We start from the raw sequence: 13,659 nt of genomic DNA, 5'->3' as shown, positions 1-13,659 counted from the left end.
CACACTCGGCTCTTGCATCGACGAAAGGGTCGGAGCAGGATGCGCCGAATTTTTCCTGAGGAATTTTGTTACATGTCCGATGCAAGCGCCGGCACCGTTGAGCATGAGCAGCCCCATTCCAGCTCCGCTATCGGCCTGATGGTCGGTGCCGTGGGCGTTTGCTACGGCGACATCGGCACCAGCCCGCTGTACACCCTCAAGGAAGTCTTCATCGGCGGCTACGGGGTGCAGGCCAACCACGACGGCGTGCTCGGCGTGCTGTCGCTGATCTTCTGGTCGCTGATCTGGGTGGTGTCGATCAAGTACGTGATCTTCGTGCTGCGCGCCGACAACCAAGGCGAGGGCGGGGTAATGGCGCTGTCGGCGCTGGCCCGCCGCGCGGCCACCGGGCGACGCAAGCTGCAGGCGATGGTGGTGATCGCAGGCCTTATCGGCGCTGCGCTGTTCTATGGCGACAGCATGATCACCCCTGCGATCTCGGTGCTGTCGGCCATCGAGGGCCTTGAGATCGCCTTCGACGGTCTTGAGCACTGGGTGGTGCCGCTGTCGCTGATCGTGCTGGTCGGCCTGTTCCTGATCCAGAAGCACGGCACCGCGCGCATCGGCATTCTGTTCGGCCCGGTGATGGTGGCATGGTTCGTGGCGCTGGCGGCCCTGGGAGCCTATGGCGTCTCCCGCGAGCCGGAAGTACTCAAGGCGATGAACCCGGCCTGGGCTTTCAACTTCTTCGTGTCCCACCCCGGCATCGGCGTGGCGATCCTCGGTGCCACCGTCCTGGCGCTGACCGGTGCCGAAGCGCTGTACGCGGACATGGGCCATTTTGGCCGCAAGCCGATCGCCCGCGCCTGGTTCGCCCTGGTGCTTCCGGCGCTGGTGCTGAACTACTTCGGCCAGGGCGCGACCATCCTGGTCAACCCCGAGGCGGCGCGTAATCCGTTCTACCTGACCGCGCCGGCCTGGGCGCTGCTGCCGATGGTGGCGCTTTCCACCGCCGCCACCGTGATTGCATCGCAAGCAGTGATTTCCGGCGCCTTCTCCCTGACTCGCCAGGCCATCCAGCTCGGCTACGTGCCACGCATGGTGATCCAGCACACCTCCAGCCACGAGCAGGGGCAGATCTACATCTCGATGGTGAACTGGGCGCTGATGGTCGGTGTCGTGCTGCTGGTACTGGGCTTCGAGTCCTCCGCCGCACTGGCGTCGGCCTACGGCGTAGCGGTGACCGGAACCATGTTGATGACCACGCTGCTGATGGGGGTGGTGATCTGGCTGCTGTGGAAATGGCCGCTGTGGCTGGCCATTCCGTTCTTCCTGCTGATGCTGCTGGTGGATAGCCTGTTCTTCACCGCCAACCTGCCGAAGGTCGTCCAGGGTGGTGCCTTCCCGGTGGTTGCCGGTATCGGCCTGTTCATCCTGATGACCACCTGGAAACGGGGCCGCCAGTTGCTGGTGGACCGCCTGGACGAGGGATCGCTTCCGCTGCCGCTGTTCATCGGCAGCATCCGTTCGCAGCCGCCGCATCGCGTACAGGGCACTGCCGTATTCCTCACCGCGCGCTCCGACGCCGTTCCCCACGCGCTGTTGCACAACCTGCTGCATAACCAGGTACTGCATGAGCAGGTGGTGCTGCTCACCGTGGTCAACGAAGACAGTCCGCGGGTTTCCCCGGACCGCCGCTTCGAGGTGGATGCCTACGGCGAAGGGTTCTTCCGCGTGGTGCTGCACTTTGGCTTCATGGAAGACCCGGACATTCCACAGGCGCTCAAGCTGTGCCACCTGAACGAACTGGACTTCAGCCCGATGCGCACCACCTATTTCCTCAGCCGCGAGACGGTGATCCCATCCAAGCTGATCGGCATGGCACGCTGGCGCGAAGCGCTGTTCGCCTTCCTGCTGAAGAACGCCAACGGCAACCTGCGCTACTTCAACCTGCCGCTGAACCGGGTGATCGAGCTGGGGACGCAGGTGGAAATCTGACCGTCCTCCGCGTGGACATGAAAAGGCGCGCCAATTGGCGCGCTTTTTCATTGGAGGCCGAGTGGTTTATTCGGGCCGCGCCTCGCCCTTGCCAGGCAGCATGCGCACCAGTGTGTTATCGCGGCTGATGTAGTGGTGGAACAGCGCGGCGACGGCATGCAGGCCGATCAGCCAGTAGCCGAGCACGGCGATGGTCTCGTGCCATTCCTTGACCTGCTTGGCCAGGTCCGGGTTCTTGCCCACCAGATGCGGCAGCTCCAGCCCCCAGAACGGCACGGGCTTGTCGGCGGCGCTGAGGATCACCCAGCCGGCCAGTGGCAGGCCGATCATCATCGCATAGAGCGCCAGGTGCATCAGTTTGGCGAGCGCCATCTGCCAGCTCGGCGGGGCGGGAACGATCGGCGGGGTGCGATAGATGAAGCGCGCGATAACACGCAACCAGACCAGCACGAAGACGCTCAGGCCAAGAATGAAGTGCCACTGCTTGAGTAGCTCGCGGGTCTCGCTGCCCTTCGGGAAGTTACCGCGCAGTTCGATGCAGGCGTACACCGCTGCGATCAGCAGGAGCATGATCCAGTGCATTGCGATCGACAGGCTTCCATAGCGGGAGGGGGTGTTGGTCGGGCTCATGACGGTTCCTTGTTCAGCTTCTCACGGTCCCCGCTCTGGCGACGGGGCTGACAGTGTCAGCATAGAGCCTTAAGCCAGCCTGAAGCAGCACGGGCGTGAAACGAGCGGGCCGCGATATGCGCCCCTGTTGATGGGGGTCAACCCTCGTCGTCGGCCGTCTGCCGCGAGCGGATGGCGTTCACCAGGCGCTTGGCCAGTGCCGGGTAGTTTTCGTCGAAGTGATGGCCGCCGGGGAGCTGGAGGTTCTCGCCCACCGATTGTGGCTGGGTGCAGCCGCTCTCGTCCTTCTCCTCGATGCCGTACACACAAAGCACCTTCGGAGCCGGCAGACGGGCCATTTCCGGGCCGGTGGCCGCTTCCTGGCCGGCCTTGCCCAGCCAGCCTTGCACTTCGATTTCGAAGCTGCCGCTACGGGCGAAGGCCAGCAGGATCACCGCGCTGACGTCCTTCTTGGCATCCGCCGGCAGGCGGTTGTAGATCGCCGGCAGTACATCGGCGCCGAACGAGTAGCCGGCCAGCACGAAGTGCTTGGCGCCCCACTTCTCGCGGTAGTGCTGCATCAGCACGGCGAGGTCGGCGGCGCTCTGCTCGGGGCTCTTGTGCTCCCAGAAGTAGCGCAGCGCGTCGACGCCCACCACCGGATAGCCCAGCTCGGCCATCTGCGCGGCAACATCGCGGTCCAGGTCACGCCAGCCGCCGTCGCCGGAGTAGAAGAGGGTGACGGTTTCCGAAGGCTTGGCGGCGGGTACTTCCACCACCGGTACGTTGTCGCTGCCGCCCTGCAGGAGGTGGCGCAACTGGTCGGCGAGGACCTTGGGCAGCGGAGTGTCGTAGTCGGTGATCACCGTCTCGGCATTCTTCAGGCCGCGGGCGAAGCGGGCGCTGGCGTCGTCCGGGTTGTCGTTCCAGGCTGCCATCCAACTGCCATGTGCAGCGCTTTGCGGCAGCGGCGGCGCCGCGCAGTCGGGTTTTTCCAGGGAGAAACCGACCGAGAGTGCCTTGGCCTTGTCGTCGCCCTGGCCGGCGAGCCAGCGCCACGCCCATGCGCCACCCGGGCCGATGCCGGCAACCAGGCTTGGCTGGCCGTCGAGCAGGTCGGTGGCGGCCTTGATACGCGCTTGCTGAGCTGCGCAATCCTTGTCCGGGAAGACGAACTGCACCACGCGGGCGCCGCTGTCATGAGCCAGCGCCAGCAGTTGGCCGTCGTCCAGCTTCTGGTCGGGTTGTACCGCCAGGAGGACCCGCGCGTTGGGCTGCTTGCCGGGAGTGGCCAGGCTGGCGGCGCTGCCGTCGGGCAACTGGCGGTGTTCGAGTGCCGCCTGGGAGGCGGGGCGGCTCCACAACAGCAGGCCCATGGCGATGATGACCAGCAGAAGGAGGGCGAGCAGGTGCCGCCAGCGACGTTTCAACATATCAGCGTTTCACCAATCCACTCAGGCCGCCGGCGATCAGCGCGGCGGTGTCGGCCAGTGCCACCAGCGGATCCAGTCCGGCGGGCACTGCCAGGTAACGGGGTTCCCAGTCGGGCTGGAACTTGTCCTTGAAGCGGCGCAGCCCCTGGAAATTGTAGAATTGCTCACCCCGGCGGAATACCAGTGCTCCCAGGCGCTGGGTCAGCGGTGCTCCACGGCGCGGCTGCAAGCCGGCCAGCGGCACCATGCCGAGGCTGAAGCGGGTGTGCCCGCTTTCCTTGTAATGCAGGATGAGACCGAGCATGAGAAATTCCATCGTCAGCTTCGGCGCATCGGGCGTCACGCGCATCAGGTCGATGCTGGCCAGCTCCTTGCTGCCGGTTTCCAGCAGGTTGGCGAAGGCCACGGCGCGGCCCTGGAAACGGACCACCACGACGCGGAAGTAGCGCAGGTATTCCGGGGTGAAGCGGCCAAGGGAAAACCCCTTTTCGCGGACATTCTTGCCGCCCAGCCAGGCGTCGGAGATCGCGCGCAGTTCGTCCATCGGCGCCTGGCCCGCGTCGTGGAACTCCAGGCTCAGGCCGTCGCGCTGGCCGCGGTTCCAGGTGTAACGCAGGTCCTTCATCTCCTTGCCCTTGCTCTCCAGGTCGAAGCGGCGCAGATCGACTCGCGCCTCCTCGCCGAGCTTGAGCGCGGTCAGTCCGATGTCCATGTACAGCGGCAGGTTTTCCGCGCGTACCTGGTAGAACACCGGGCGGGCATGATGCAGGTCGCAGAGGTCGCGGAACTGCCAGATCAGCTCGGCGCGGGCCTGGGGCGGTCCGACCGGGTCGAACAGCGCGACCAGGCTGCGGCCGCGGCGCGCATACATCAGGAAGGCGTCGTTGCCGGCATGGAACAGCAGGGCCTTATCGCCCGAGAGCGCCAGCCCGCCGTCGGGCTGGGATGACCGGGCGAGGATGGCCGCAGCGGTGTCCAGCTCCTCGCGAGTGGGTTCGAGGATCGCCGGGGGCTCGGTGCGCAGCAGCCAGTAAAGCGCCAGGGCCGCCAGCAACAGGCTGCTGCCCAGGGCGGCACGCAGGCCTCGCGGCGCATCTGCGTCCAGGGCGAATTGCCACCACAGTTCCTGGCTGTAAGGCACGTCCTGGTAGGCGAACAGCAGCAGCCAGATCGAAGCGGCTATGACGCAGGCCGCGGCGCCCAGGTATAGCGGCGAGAACGGCAGCTCCATGAGCCGGCTGCGGCGATAGAAGGCACTGCGGAATATCACCAGAAGTGCCGCGGTGAAGCTGAGGATCAGTGCCTCTTCCCAGTCGAACCCCTTGAGCAGCGACAACACGGCGCCGGAGATCAGCAATCCAAGGGTCAGCGCCCAGGCGGCGGAAAGGCGTCGGCGCAGGCCGTAGGCGAGCAGCAGGCAGAGCACGCCGATCAGGCTTGCGGCCAGGTGCGAGGCGTCGATCAGGCGGTGCGGGACGAGGAAGCCGATTTCTTCCAGGCGGGTATCGATGGAGGGCGTGGCGCCTGAGAACAGCAGCACCACGCCGGAAATGAACACCAGCAGCGAAAGAATCTGCGCAGCGAAGCCCGAGGCGACCCTGACCGCCTGCCTGGCGACGAGCACGCGGCGTGCTTCCAGGAACAGCAACAGCAGGCAGGCGACGATCAGCGGCAGGATGACGTAGATCAGCCGGTACAGCAGCAGTGCGGCGGCCAGCGGCGCGGCGCCCAGTTGACCGGCGAACGCGGCCAGCAGCACCGCCTCGAAAACCCCTACGCCGCCAGGCACATGGCTGAGCACTCCGGCGGCCAGGGCGATCAGGTAGACCAGCAGGAAGGCCCCGAAGGGCGGGGCCTCCGGCAGCAGCAGGTAGAGCACGGTGGCAGCGCAAGCGACGTCCAGGGCGGTGATCAGCAGTTGCAGCAGCGACAGGCGCAGGCCCGGCAGTCGCAGGGTGCGGCGGCCGATGCGGACCAGATGGCTGTCTGGAGACGGCTGTTCCGGCAGGCGGCGGCGTTCGATTCCCACCACCAGGAGAATGCACAAGGCGATGATGGCCAGGGCCATTACCGTCACCAGCCATTCCGGCAGGTGCAGTGCCAGCGAAGCATCGGACAGGTCGCTCAGGGCCGCGAGCGCCGCCAGTACCGGCAGCGCGCAGCCGAGCGACAGGCTGGCGAACAGTGTCATGCGCGCGACTTCTGCGGCCCCCAGGCCCTGGCGGGCATACAGACGGTAGCGCACCGAGCCGCCCGAGAGCATCGACAGGCCGACGGCGTTGCCGATGGCGAAGGCCGAGAAACCGCCGGTGAGCAGCGCCGAGGGCGATAGCTTCACGCCGGCGAAGCGGGTGGCGGACCACTCGTACCCCAGCAGGGTGATGAAACCGGCGATGGTGGCTGCGAACGCGCCTGCCAGCGAAGCGCTCGGCACGTCGAGAATGGCGTCGTGCAGCGAGTAGGCGTCGATATCGCGCAGCAAGTGATAGCAGGCGATCAACGCGAGGCTGAACAGCAGCAGCGTGACACCCAGGCCGAGGGCCTGACGATTGGCGTTGACCCAGTTGAGCCAGCCCGCACGTGGTGCGGCGGGCTCGGTGACAAGCTTATCGGATCCAGGTGGAGTGGCGCTCATCGGGCACCTCTAATGAGTCTGCGCGACAGAGTAGGGGCACTACCGCGAATTCCCAAGTCCCTGGAGAGTATTTTCGTCATTCGGCTGGCGCCACCCGTACGTGGTTTTTGCGCACAACGAAAAAAGCCACTCCTAAGAGTGGCTTTCTTCTTGATGTCTGGTTGCGGGAGCAGGATTTGAACCTACGACCTTCGGGTTATGAGCCCGACGAGCTACCAGACTGCTCCATCCCGCGGCGGCCATTCTACGCAGGCGAAGGCTCTTGTCAATCGATATTTCGTTTCCGATCAATAATTTAAAATTACGCGCAAACGAAAAAGGCCACTCCGAAGAGTGGCCTTTTTCATGTCTGGTTGCGGGAGCAGGATTTGAACCTACGACCTTCGGGTTATGAGCCCGACGAGCTACCAGACTGCTCCATCCCGCGGCGGCCATTCTACGCAGATGAAAGCTCTTGTCAATCGAAATTTCATTTTCGATCAATTATTTAAATCGTGTGCAAACGAAAAAGGCCACTCCGAAGAGTGGCCTTTTTCATGTGTCTGGTTGCGGGAGCAGGATTTGAACCTACGACCTTCGGGTTATGAGCCCGACGAGCTACCAGACTGCTCCATCCCGCGAAGGCCATTCTACGCCGATGGGGCCGCGTGTCAAATCCAAGGGGCGGAAAAGTCATTTCCAATCAGTTGGTTAGATGAGCCCAGGGAGCTGTGGCGTGTGCGTATCGTCGAGCTGGGCGGTTGGTCGCCGGGCCTGGTTCCTGGCGGGCAGTAGTCATCGAGCGGGGCGAGCGGCGGCCATTGGCTTCCTTGTTCGGCGCCCACGGTAAGGAAGTGCTCGGCATTCTGGAGCGAATCGGTCGATTGGCGGGGATGGCTCCGGGGGATTGGCCCAGACGCTGCATCCCGACGGATGGCAAGCCTGTGGATCGGGCCTGTTAATTGCGGCTTGTCACTGGCAGCCGACCTGCTCCGGTCACGGGCGCAGGAAGGCAGGGCCGCATTCTTCCTGATTCCGACGATGGAACCCCAGTGAACATGCGTCTCGAAATGGGACGCCGGAAATGCTGGAGGCCCATGACCGGGACGTGCTCTGGCAGGCGTGGCGAACAGTGGCGTTGGACCTTCCTTGAAGGCTGTATCATGGCGGGTCTCCTTCATCGAGATGGCAGGCGCGTCCGGTCAGCAGGCACTATGCGGCAACGAAAGATCATCCATATCGATTGCGATTGCTTCTATGCCGCCATCGAAATGCGCGACGACCCGGGCCTGGTGGGCAAGCCGCTGGCTGTGGGCGGCTCGCCGGACAAGCGCGGGGTGGTCGCTACCTGCAACTACGAGGCGCGCGCCTATGGCCTGCATTCGGCGATGGCGATGCGCACTGCCGTGAAGCTGTGCCCGGACCTGACCATCGTGCGCCCGCGCATGGATGTGTACCGCGAGACTTCTCGCGAGATCCACGCGATCTTCCGCGACTACACCGAGCAGATCGAACCGCTGTCGCTGGATGAGGCCTATTTGGATGTCACCGACAGCGAACGCTGCGGTGGCAGCGCCACGCGCATCGCCCAGGAAATCCGCCGGCGGGTCTGGGAAACCTTGCATATCACGGTGTCCGCCGGAGTGGCTCCGAACAAGTTCATCGCCAAGATCGCCAGTGACTGGCGCAAGCCCAACGGCCTGTTCGTGGTGACGCCGGAGGAGGTGGACGGTTTCGTTGCCGAACTGCCGGTCAAGAAACTGCACGGGGTGGGCAAGGTGACGGCGGAGAAGCTGGCGCGCCTGGGCATTCGCACCTGTGGCGATCTGCGCGAATGGTCGAAGCTGCAACTGGTGAAGGAGTTCGGCAGTTTCGGCGAGCGCCTCTGGGGGCTGGCGCGGGGAATCGATGAGCGCCCGGTACAAGTGGACAGCCGGCGCCAGTCGATCAGTGTGGAGAACACTTTCGACCGCGACCTGCCTGACCTGGCGGCCTGTCAGGACGAATTGCCGGCATTGCTGGGCGAGCTGGAGCGGCGCATGGCGCGGCTGGACGCCAGCTACCGGCCGGGCAAGCCGTTCATCAAGCTGAAGTTCCACGATTTCACCCAGACCACCCTGGAGCAGGCCGGCGCGGCGCGTGACCTGGAGAGTTATCGCCTGCTGCTGGGACAAGCGTTCCAGCGCGGCAACAAGGCGGTGCGGCTGATCGGCGTGGGCGTGCGTCTGATCGATCAGCGCGGCGCCCACGAGCAGCTCAGCCTGTTCTAGGGCTCAGCCCTCGGGCCACATGCGCATGGCGCGGCCGCTGACAGGCCAGAGGCGCAGCTCGCCTTCGTCGGTGAGGTCCCAGCGCTGGATCTCGCCGAGCATCTTGAGGAAGCGTCCTTCCTGTTCCATCAGCGCGTCGGCGCACATCTTGCGGGTGGAGCCGGCCGGGCCGAAGGTGAGTGTGTCGCCGTCGAGCGTGTAGCTGGCGAACCAGTGGTTGCAGCCGGCACTGCCGTACGCGCGGCCGTTGCCGTCGAGGGTCAGCGTGATATGGCTGTAGTCGATCAGCGGGCGTTCGCCGATCCACTCGACGCGGTAGGTCTGCTCGGCCTCGGGTACCGGCTTGCTGGCGCAACCGGCCAGGGCCAGCGCCACGCAGGCGCCGGCAATCAGGGCTTTCATGCGGTCTCCTTGCTCTGGCAGTTCGGGCAGAGGTGGCGGTCACCGACCTTCGCCCAACCCAGTTCGCCGATGCGCGCCTCGGCGGCCGGCTGCTGGGCGGCCTTGCCGAGCGTGGCGTCGACGGCGAATTCGAATTCCAGTGTAGCCGCGCAGCCGTCGCAGTTGACCTTCCATTCGTGAATCGCCAGTTCGCGGAACGCAGGGCCGCGGGCAACGGCCATCCACTGCCCCGGCGGGTTGATCAGATGGCGGACCTTTTCCACTTCCAGCGTCATGCTCAGGCTGCGGCTGCCCTTGAGGCTGACCAACAGCGTGTCGCCGGCCTGGATCGAGCCGCCAACGCCGGTGACCTGGTAGCGGCCCGGGGCCAGCGCGCGGCATTCGTTGAGGGTGAACTGCGGGTTGAGCAGGGTGTAGCGGAAATCGTGCTGAGCCATGAATCCTCCGGGAAAGCGCGGCATTCTAGGCCCGTCGAGGCCCCGATGCGAGTCAGCCGTCGACCAGGTTGGCCGGATTGCCTGAGTGCCACGCGGCGATGTTGGCCAGGGTGGTGTCGGCGATGGCGGCCAGCGCTTCGCGGGTGAGGAAGGCCTGGTGGGCGGTGATGATGACGTTGGGGAAGGTCAGCAGGCGCGCGAGAACGTCGTCCTGCAGCGGCAGGTCGGAGCGGTCGGCGAAGAAGATTTCCGACTCCTCCTCGTAGACGTCCAGGCCCAGATAGCCGAGCTGGCCGCTCTTGAGCGCCTCGATCAGCGCCGGGGTATCGACCAGCGCGCCGCGTCCGGTATTGATCAGCATCGCGCCATGCTTCATCTGCTGCAGGCTGCGTGGGTTGATCAGGTGCCGGGTGGCGTCGTTCAGTGGGCAGTGCAGGCTGATGATGTCCGACTCGGCGAGCAGTCGGTCCAGTTCGACGAAGCTTCCACCGAGCGCCTCGACGGCCGGGTTGGGGTACGGATCGTAGGCGAGGATATGGCAACCGAAGCCGCTCATGATGCGTGCGAATACCTCGCCGATCTGGCCGCTGCCGATCACGCCGACCGTGCGTCCGTGCAGGTCGAAGCCGGTCAGGCCATGTAGCGAGAAGTCTCCGTCGCGGGTACGGTTGTAGGCGCGATGCAGATGTCGGCACAGCGCCAGCACCAGGCCAACCGCGTGTTCCGCCACCGCGTGCGGTGAGTAGGCCGGGACGCGAACCACGGACAGCCCGAGCGCGTGGGCCGCGGCGAGGTCGACATGGTTGTAGCCGGCCGAGCGCAGAGCGATCAGGCGTGTGCCGCCGGCGGCGAGATGTTCGAGCACCGGGCGCGACAGGTCGTCGTTGACGAAGGCGCAGACCACCTCGAAGCCCATTGCCAGCGCCACCGTATCCAGCCGCAGTTGCGCCTGCTGGAAGTGCAGCTCGAAACCGTGGGAGCGGTTGGCGGCGAGGAAGCTGTCGCGGTCGTAGGTCTGGTTGCTGAAGAGGATGATGCGCATCGTCTGGCGGCCTCAGTGCGTGTCTTGCGGAAGCTCCGCGTCCGCCTCGGTGTCGCGGTTTTCCGTGGCCTTGGCCAGTGCGGCCATTGCCATGTCGAGCTCATCCAGGGCCGCCGGAGCATCGGGGTCGCCCTGCTTGATCGCGGTTTCCGCTCGCAGGCAGGCGACACGCAGCATGGGCACGCCACAGTAGCGGGTCGCGCCGTGCAGGCGGTGGATGCGTTCGAGCAGGGTGTTGCGGTCTTTGCGCTCGCGGGCCTGGCGGATCACCTGGCGGTCGGACGACAGCGATGCGAGCAGCATGCCGAGCATGTCGGCGGCCAGCTCCGGCTTGCCCGCGGCAAGGCGCAGGCCCTCGGCGGGATCGAGCACGCTCAGTGTTTCCAGGCCTGGTTCGGTGTCACGGTGATCCTCGATCGGCCCACCGAGGCGCATCCCGGTCCACTTCAGCAGTACCTGCGCCAGTTGGCGCTCGTCGATGGGTTTGGTCAGATAGTCGTCCAGGCCGCTTTGCATCAGCGCGCGCTTTTCGTTGGCCAGGGCATGCGCGGTGAGCGCGACCACCGGCACTGGGCTGACCTGGCGGTCGATCTCCCAGGCGCGGATCGCGTCGGTGGCCTGGCGGCCATCCATGCCAGGCATCTGCACATCCATGAATACCAGGTCGAAGCGCTCGCGCTGAACCCTCTCCACGGCCGCCTGGCCGTTGTCGACTGCGACGACTTCTGCGCCCATGTCGCCCAGCAGGGTCGTCACCAGCAGCAGGTTGGCCGGATTGTCGTCTACACACAAAATGCGCGGCGGACGCTCCAGCGGCGGGGGTGGCGGCTTGTCCTTGCGCGGTATCGGGCGCAACTGCAACAGTTCGGTGATCGCCAGTTGCAACTTGCGCGTGCAGACCGGCTTGCTCTGTACCTGATGGTCGGGCAGCACCGCGTTGTACAACGACTGCTCGATGGTGGGGCAGAACACCAGGGCCTTGCAGCCATACTGCTCCAGCTCGCGGATGGATTGCCGGAGCAGTTCCGGCGGGTGCGTGGCGGCAGTTACGCCCAGCATGGCCAGGGCGATCGGCGGCTTGTCCTTGGGGGCATCGGCCAGCGCCCGCGCCAGCGAGGCGAGATCGCGGAATTCGCTGACTTCCAGGCCGCAGTCCTCCAACTGATGGTGCAGGGCGGTGCGGGTCAGCTCGTGCGGCTCGTAAAGCGCCACGTGCTGGCCGACGGCCAATTCGGCCAGCAGGTTTTCTTCTTCGCCGCGGGCCTTGGGCAGGTTGAGGCTGATCCAGAATTCGGAGCCTTCGTCGGTGGTGCTGTCGACGCCGATCTCGCCACCCATCTGCTCTATCAGCCGCTTGGAGATGACCAGTCCCATGCCGGTGCCGCCGGCCTGGCGCGACAGCGAGTTGTCGGCCTGGCTGAATGCCTGGAACAGAGCGCGCAGGTCCTCGTCGGAGAGGCCGACGCCGGTATCCTTCACGCTGATGCGCAACTGCGCGCGGTCGTCGCTCTCGTCTTCGAGCATGGCGCGCACGGCGATACTGCCGTCCTGGGTGAACTTGATGGCGTTGCTCACCAGGTTGGTCAGCACCTGCTTGAGGCGCTGCGGGTCGCCGATCAGTTGCAGTGGGGTGTCGCGGTAGATCAGGCTGACCAGTTCCAACTGCTTTTCATGGGCGGAGGGGGCCAGGATGGTCAGGGTGTCCTGGATCAGCTCGCGCAGGTTGAACGGGATGTTCTCCAGGATCAGCTTGCCGGCCTCTATCTTCGAGAAGTCGAGAATCTCATTGATGATTCCCAGCAGGCTTTCGGCGGACTTGTGGATGGTGGCGAGGTAGTCCTTCTGGCGTGTGCTGAGGTCACTCTTGTTCAGCAGATTGGTGAAGCCGATGATGCCGTTGAGGGGCGTGCGGATCTCGTGGCTCATGTTGGCGAGGAATTCGGACTTGATCCGGCTGGCCTCCAGGGCCTCCTTGCGTGCCAGGTCCAGTTCGATGTTCTGGATCTCGATGGTCTCCAGGTTCTGCCGCACATCCTCGGTGGCCTGGTCGATGTTGTGCTGCATTTCCTCCTGGGCGCTCTGCAGGGCCTCGGCCATGCGGTTGATGCCGCCGGCCAGTTCGTCCAGTTCATGGCTGCCGAGGGAGGGCAGGCGGGTTTCCAGACGGCCCTCCTTTAACTGCGCCACGCCCTGGGCGATCTGCGCCAGCGGCGCATTGATCGCCCTGCTCATGCGCAATGCGAGCAGAGCGGTGACGACCAGGCCAGTAATGATCAGCATCAGGCTGGTGAACAGGCTGCGGTAGCTGCGCAGCAGTGTGCCGTGGTGGGAAAGTTCCAGTTCGACCCAACCCAGCAGTTTCTCGCCATCGGCGTCGGGATCGCCGGACAGGCTGCGGTGCTTGCCCAGCACCGGGAGGAGGAAATGGGTGGTGTCCAGGCTGCTGGCCATGCTCAGGTGAGCGCCGTCGCCACTGGGCATGGGCGTGAGGATGCTGGGGCCGGCGTGAACCAGTTTTTCCCGGTCGGCATCGAGGAAGGTGACGGCGCGCACGTCGGGCTGGTCCAGCGCTTCGTTGGCGATGCGTGCGAGCAGGCCGGTGTTGTTCTGCGCCAGCGCCGGGGCGGAAAGCGGCGCCAGTTGCTCGGCGATCAGTTGGCCGCGCTCGATCAACTGGGCACGCATGTCCGACAACTGCACCCAGGTGAAATAGCCGCCCAGCACCAGCGCCAACAGGCTGGTGGGCAGCAGGGTGAGCAGCAGTACTCGTCCCTTGATGCCGAGATCCTTGAACACGCGATTCCTCCGATGCGTTTATCCCCGGCAGTGTAGCGGTTCGGCCCTTCATCGTGAGCCTTTGCCTTGCCGAGATTGC

The 13,659-nt window shown here is 65.2% G+C and carries 9 protein-coding genes and 3 tRNA genes; 2 read left to right on the top strand and 10 right to left on the bottom strand.

From position 1 onward, the window contains the following. Positions 1-72 precede the first annotated feature (72 nt). The gene (locus OU419_RS21055; protein WP_254470805.1) at positions 73-1,977 is read left to right on the top strand and encodes a potassium transporter Kup; all 1,905 of its coding nucleotides are present in this window, start codon (positions 73-75) and stop codon (positions 1,975-1,977) included. A gap of 66 nt (positions 1,978-2,043) precedes the next feature. On the opposite strand, the gene OU419_RS21050 is transcribed toward OU419_RS21055, so the two are convergent. The 6 genes from OU419_RS21050 to OU419_RS21025 form a co-directional block, all read right to left on the bottom strand. Further along, a complete protein-coding gene (locus tag OU419_RS21050) occupies positions 2,044-2,607 on the bottom strand; it encodes a cytochrome b (RefSeq protein ID WP_254470806.1) in 564 nt (187 codons plus the stop codon). 137 nt (positions 2,608-2,744) lie between these two features. Then, on the bottom strand, positions 2,745-4,019 hold the full coding sequence (locus OU419_RS21045) for a virulence factor family protein (RefSeq protein ID WP_254470807.1): 1,275 nt from the start codon (positions 4,017-4,019) through the stop codon (positions 2,745-2,747). A 1-nt stretch (position 4,020) separates the two neighbouring features. Beyond that, on the bottom strand, positions 4,021-6,654 hold the full coding sequence (gene mprF / locus OU419_RS21040) for a bifunctional lysylphosphatidylglycerol flippase/synthetase MprF (protein ID WP_254470808.1): 2,634 nt from the start codon (positions 6,652-6,654) through the stop codon (positions 4,021-4,023). 158 nt (positions 6,655-6,812) lie between these two features. Further along, a tRNA-Met gene (locus OU419_RS21035) sits at positions 6,813-6,889 on the bottom strand. Positions 6,890-7,004: 115 nt separating this feature from the next. Then, positions 7,005-7,081 (bottom strand) — tRNA-Met (locus OU419_RS21030). A gap of 116 nt (positions 7,082-7,197) precedes the next feature. Further along, positions 7,198-7,274: transfer RNA gene (locus OU419_RS21025), tRNA-Met, on the bottom strand. A gap of 573 nt (positions 7,275-7,847) precedes the next feature. On the opposite strand from OU419_RS21025, the gene dinB reads away from it, so the two are divergent. Further along, the gene (dinB, locus tag OU419_RS21020; protein WP_254470809.1) at positions 7,848-8,903 is read left to right on the top strand and encodes a DNA polymerase IV; all 1,056 of its coding nucleotides are present in this window, start codon (positions 7,848-7,850) and stop codon (positions 8,901-8,903) included. A gap of 3 nt (positions 8,904-8,906) precedes the next feature. Here the strand turns inward: dinB and OU419_RS21015 are convergent, their stop codons facing one another. The 4 genes from OU419_RS21015 to OU419_RS21000 are packed head-to-tail and all read right to left on the bottom strand — an operon-like array spanning position 8,907 to position 13,580. Continuing rightward, positions 8,907-9,305: an META domain-containing protein gene (locus OU419_RS21015; protein ID WP_254470810.1), complete on the bottom strand. Its 399-nt coding sequence runs from the start codon at positions 9,303-9,305 to the stop codon at positions 8,907-8,909. Beyond that, positions 9,302-9,742 (bottom strand): hypothetical protein, encoded by a 441-nt coding sequence (locus tag OU419_RS21010; protein WP_254470811.1) that lies wholly within the window; start codon positions 9,740-9,742, stop codon positions 9,302-9,304. The genes OU419_RS21015 and OU419_RS21010 overlap by 4 nt, the downstream gene beginning before the upstream one ends. Positions 9,743-9,794: 52 nt before the next feature. Then, on the bottom strand, positions 9,795-10,784 hold the full coding sequence (locus tag OU419_RS21005) for a 2-hydroxyacid dehydrogenase (protein ID WP_254470812.1): 990 nt from the start codon (positions 10,782-10,784) through the stop codon (positions 9,795-9,797). 12 nt (positions 10,785-10,796) lie between these two features. Then, positions 10,797-13,580, bottom strand: coding sequence for a response regulator (locus OU419_RS21000; protein WP_254470813.1), 2,784 nt, complete (start codon positions 13,578-13,580; stop codon positions 10,797-10,799). Positions 13,581-13,659 lie beyond the last annotated feature (79 nt).

Origin of the sequence: Pseudomonas triclosanedens, from assembly GCF_026686735.1 — a bacterium.
In the GTDB taxonomy this organism is placed as follows: Bacteria; Pseudomonadota; Gammaproteobacteria; order Pseudomonadales; family Pseudomonadaceae; genus Pseudomonas; species Pseudomonas triclosanedens.
The sequence above is the reverse complement of the archived record's forward strand: the minus strand, read 5'-3'. Positions and strand labels throughout refer to the sequence as shown.

What these genes read in the sequence shown, in the direction of transcription:
- OU419_RS21055 (WP_254470805.1), top strand. Translation starts at nt 73, where the DNA reads ATGTCCGATGCAAGCGCCGGCACCGTTGAGCATGAGCAGCCCCATTCC.
- OU419_RS21050 (WP_254470806.1), bottom strand. Translation starts at nt 2,607, where the DNA reads ATGAGCCCGACCAACACCCCCTCCCGCTATGGAAGCCTGTCGATCGCA.
- OU419_RS21045 (WP_254470807.1), bottom strand. Translation starts at nt 4,019, where the DNA reads ATGTTGAAACGTCGCTGGCGGCACCTGCTCGCCCTCCTTCTGCTGGTC.
- mprF (WP_254470808.1), bottom strand. Translation starts at nt 6,654, where the DNA reads ATGAGCGCCACTCCACCTGGATCCGATAAGCTTGTCACCGAGCCCGCC.
- dinB (WP_254470809.1), top strand. Translation starts at nt 7,848, where the DNA reads ATGCGGCAACGAAAGATCATCCATATCGATTGCGATTGCTTCTATGCC.
- OU419_RS21015 (WP_254470810.1), bottom strand. Translation starts at nt 9,305, where the DNA reads ATGAAAGCCCTGATTGCCGGCGCCTGCGTGGCGCTGGCCCTGGCCGGT.
- OU419_RS21010 (WP_254470811.1), bottom strand. Translation starts at nt 9,742, where the DNA reads ATGGCTCAGCACGATTTCCGCTACACCCTGCTCAACCCGCAGTTCACC.
- OU419_RS21005 (WP_254470812.1), bottom strand. Translation starts at nt 10,784, where the DNA reads ATGCGCATCATCCTCTTCAGCAACCAGACCTACGACCGCGACAGCTTC.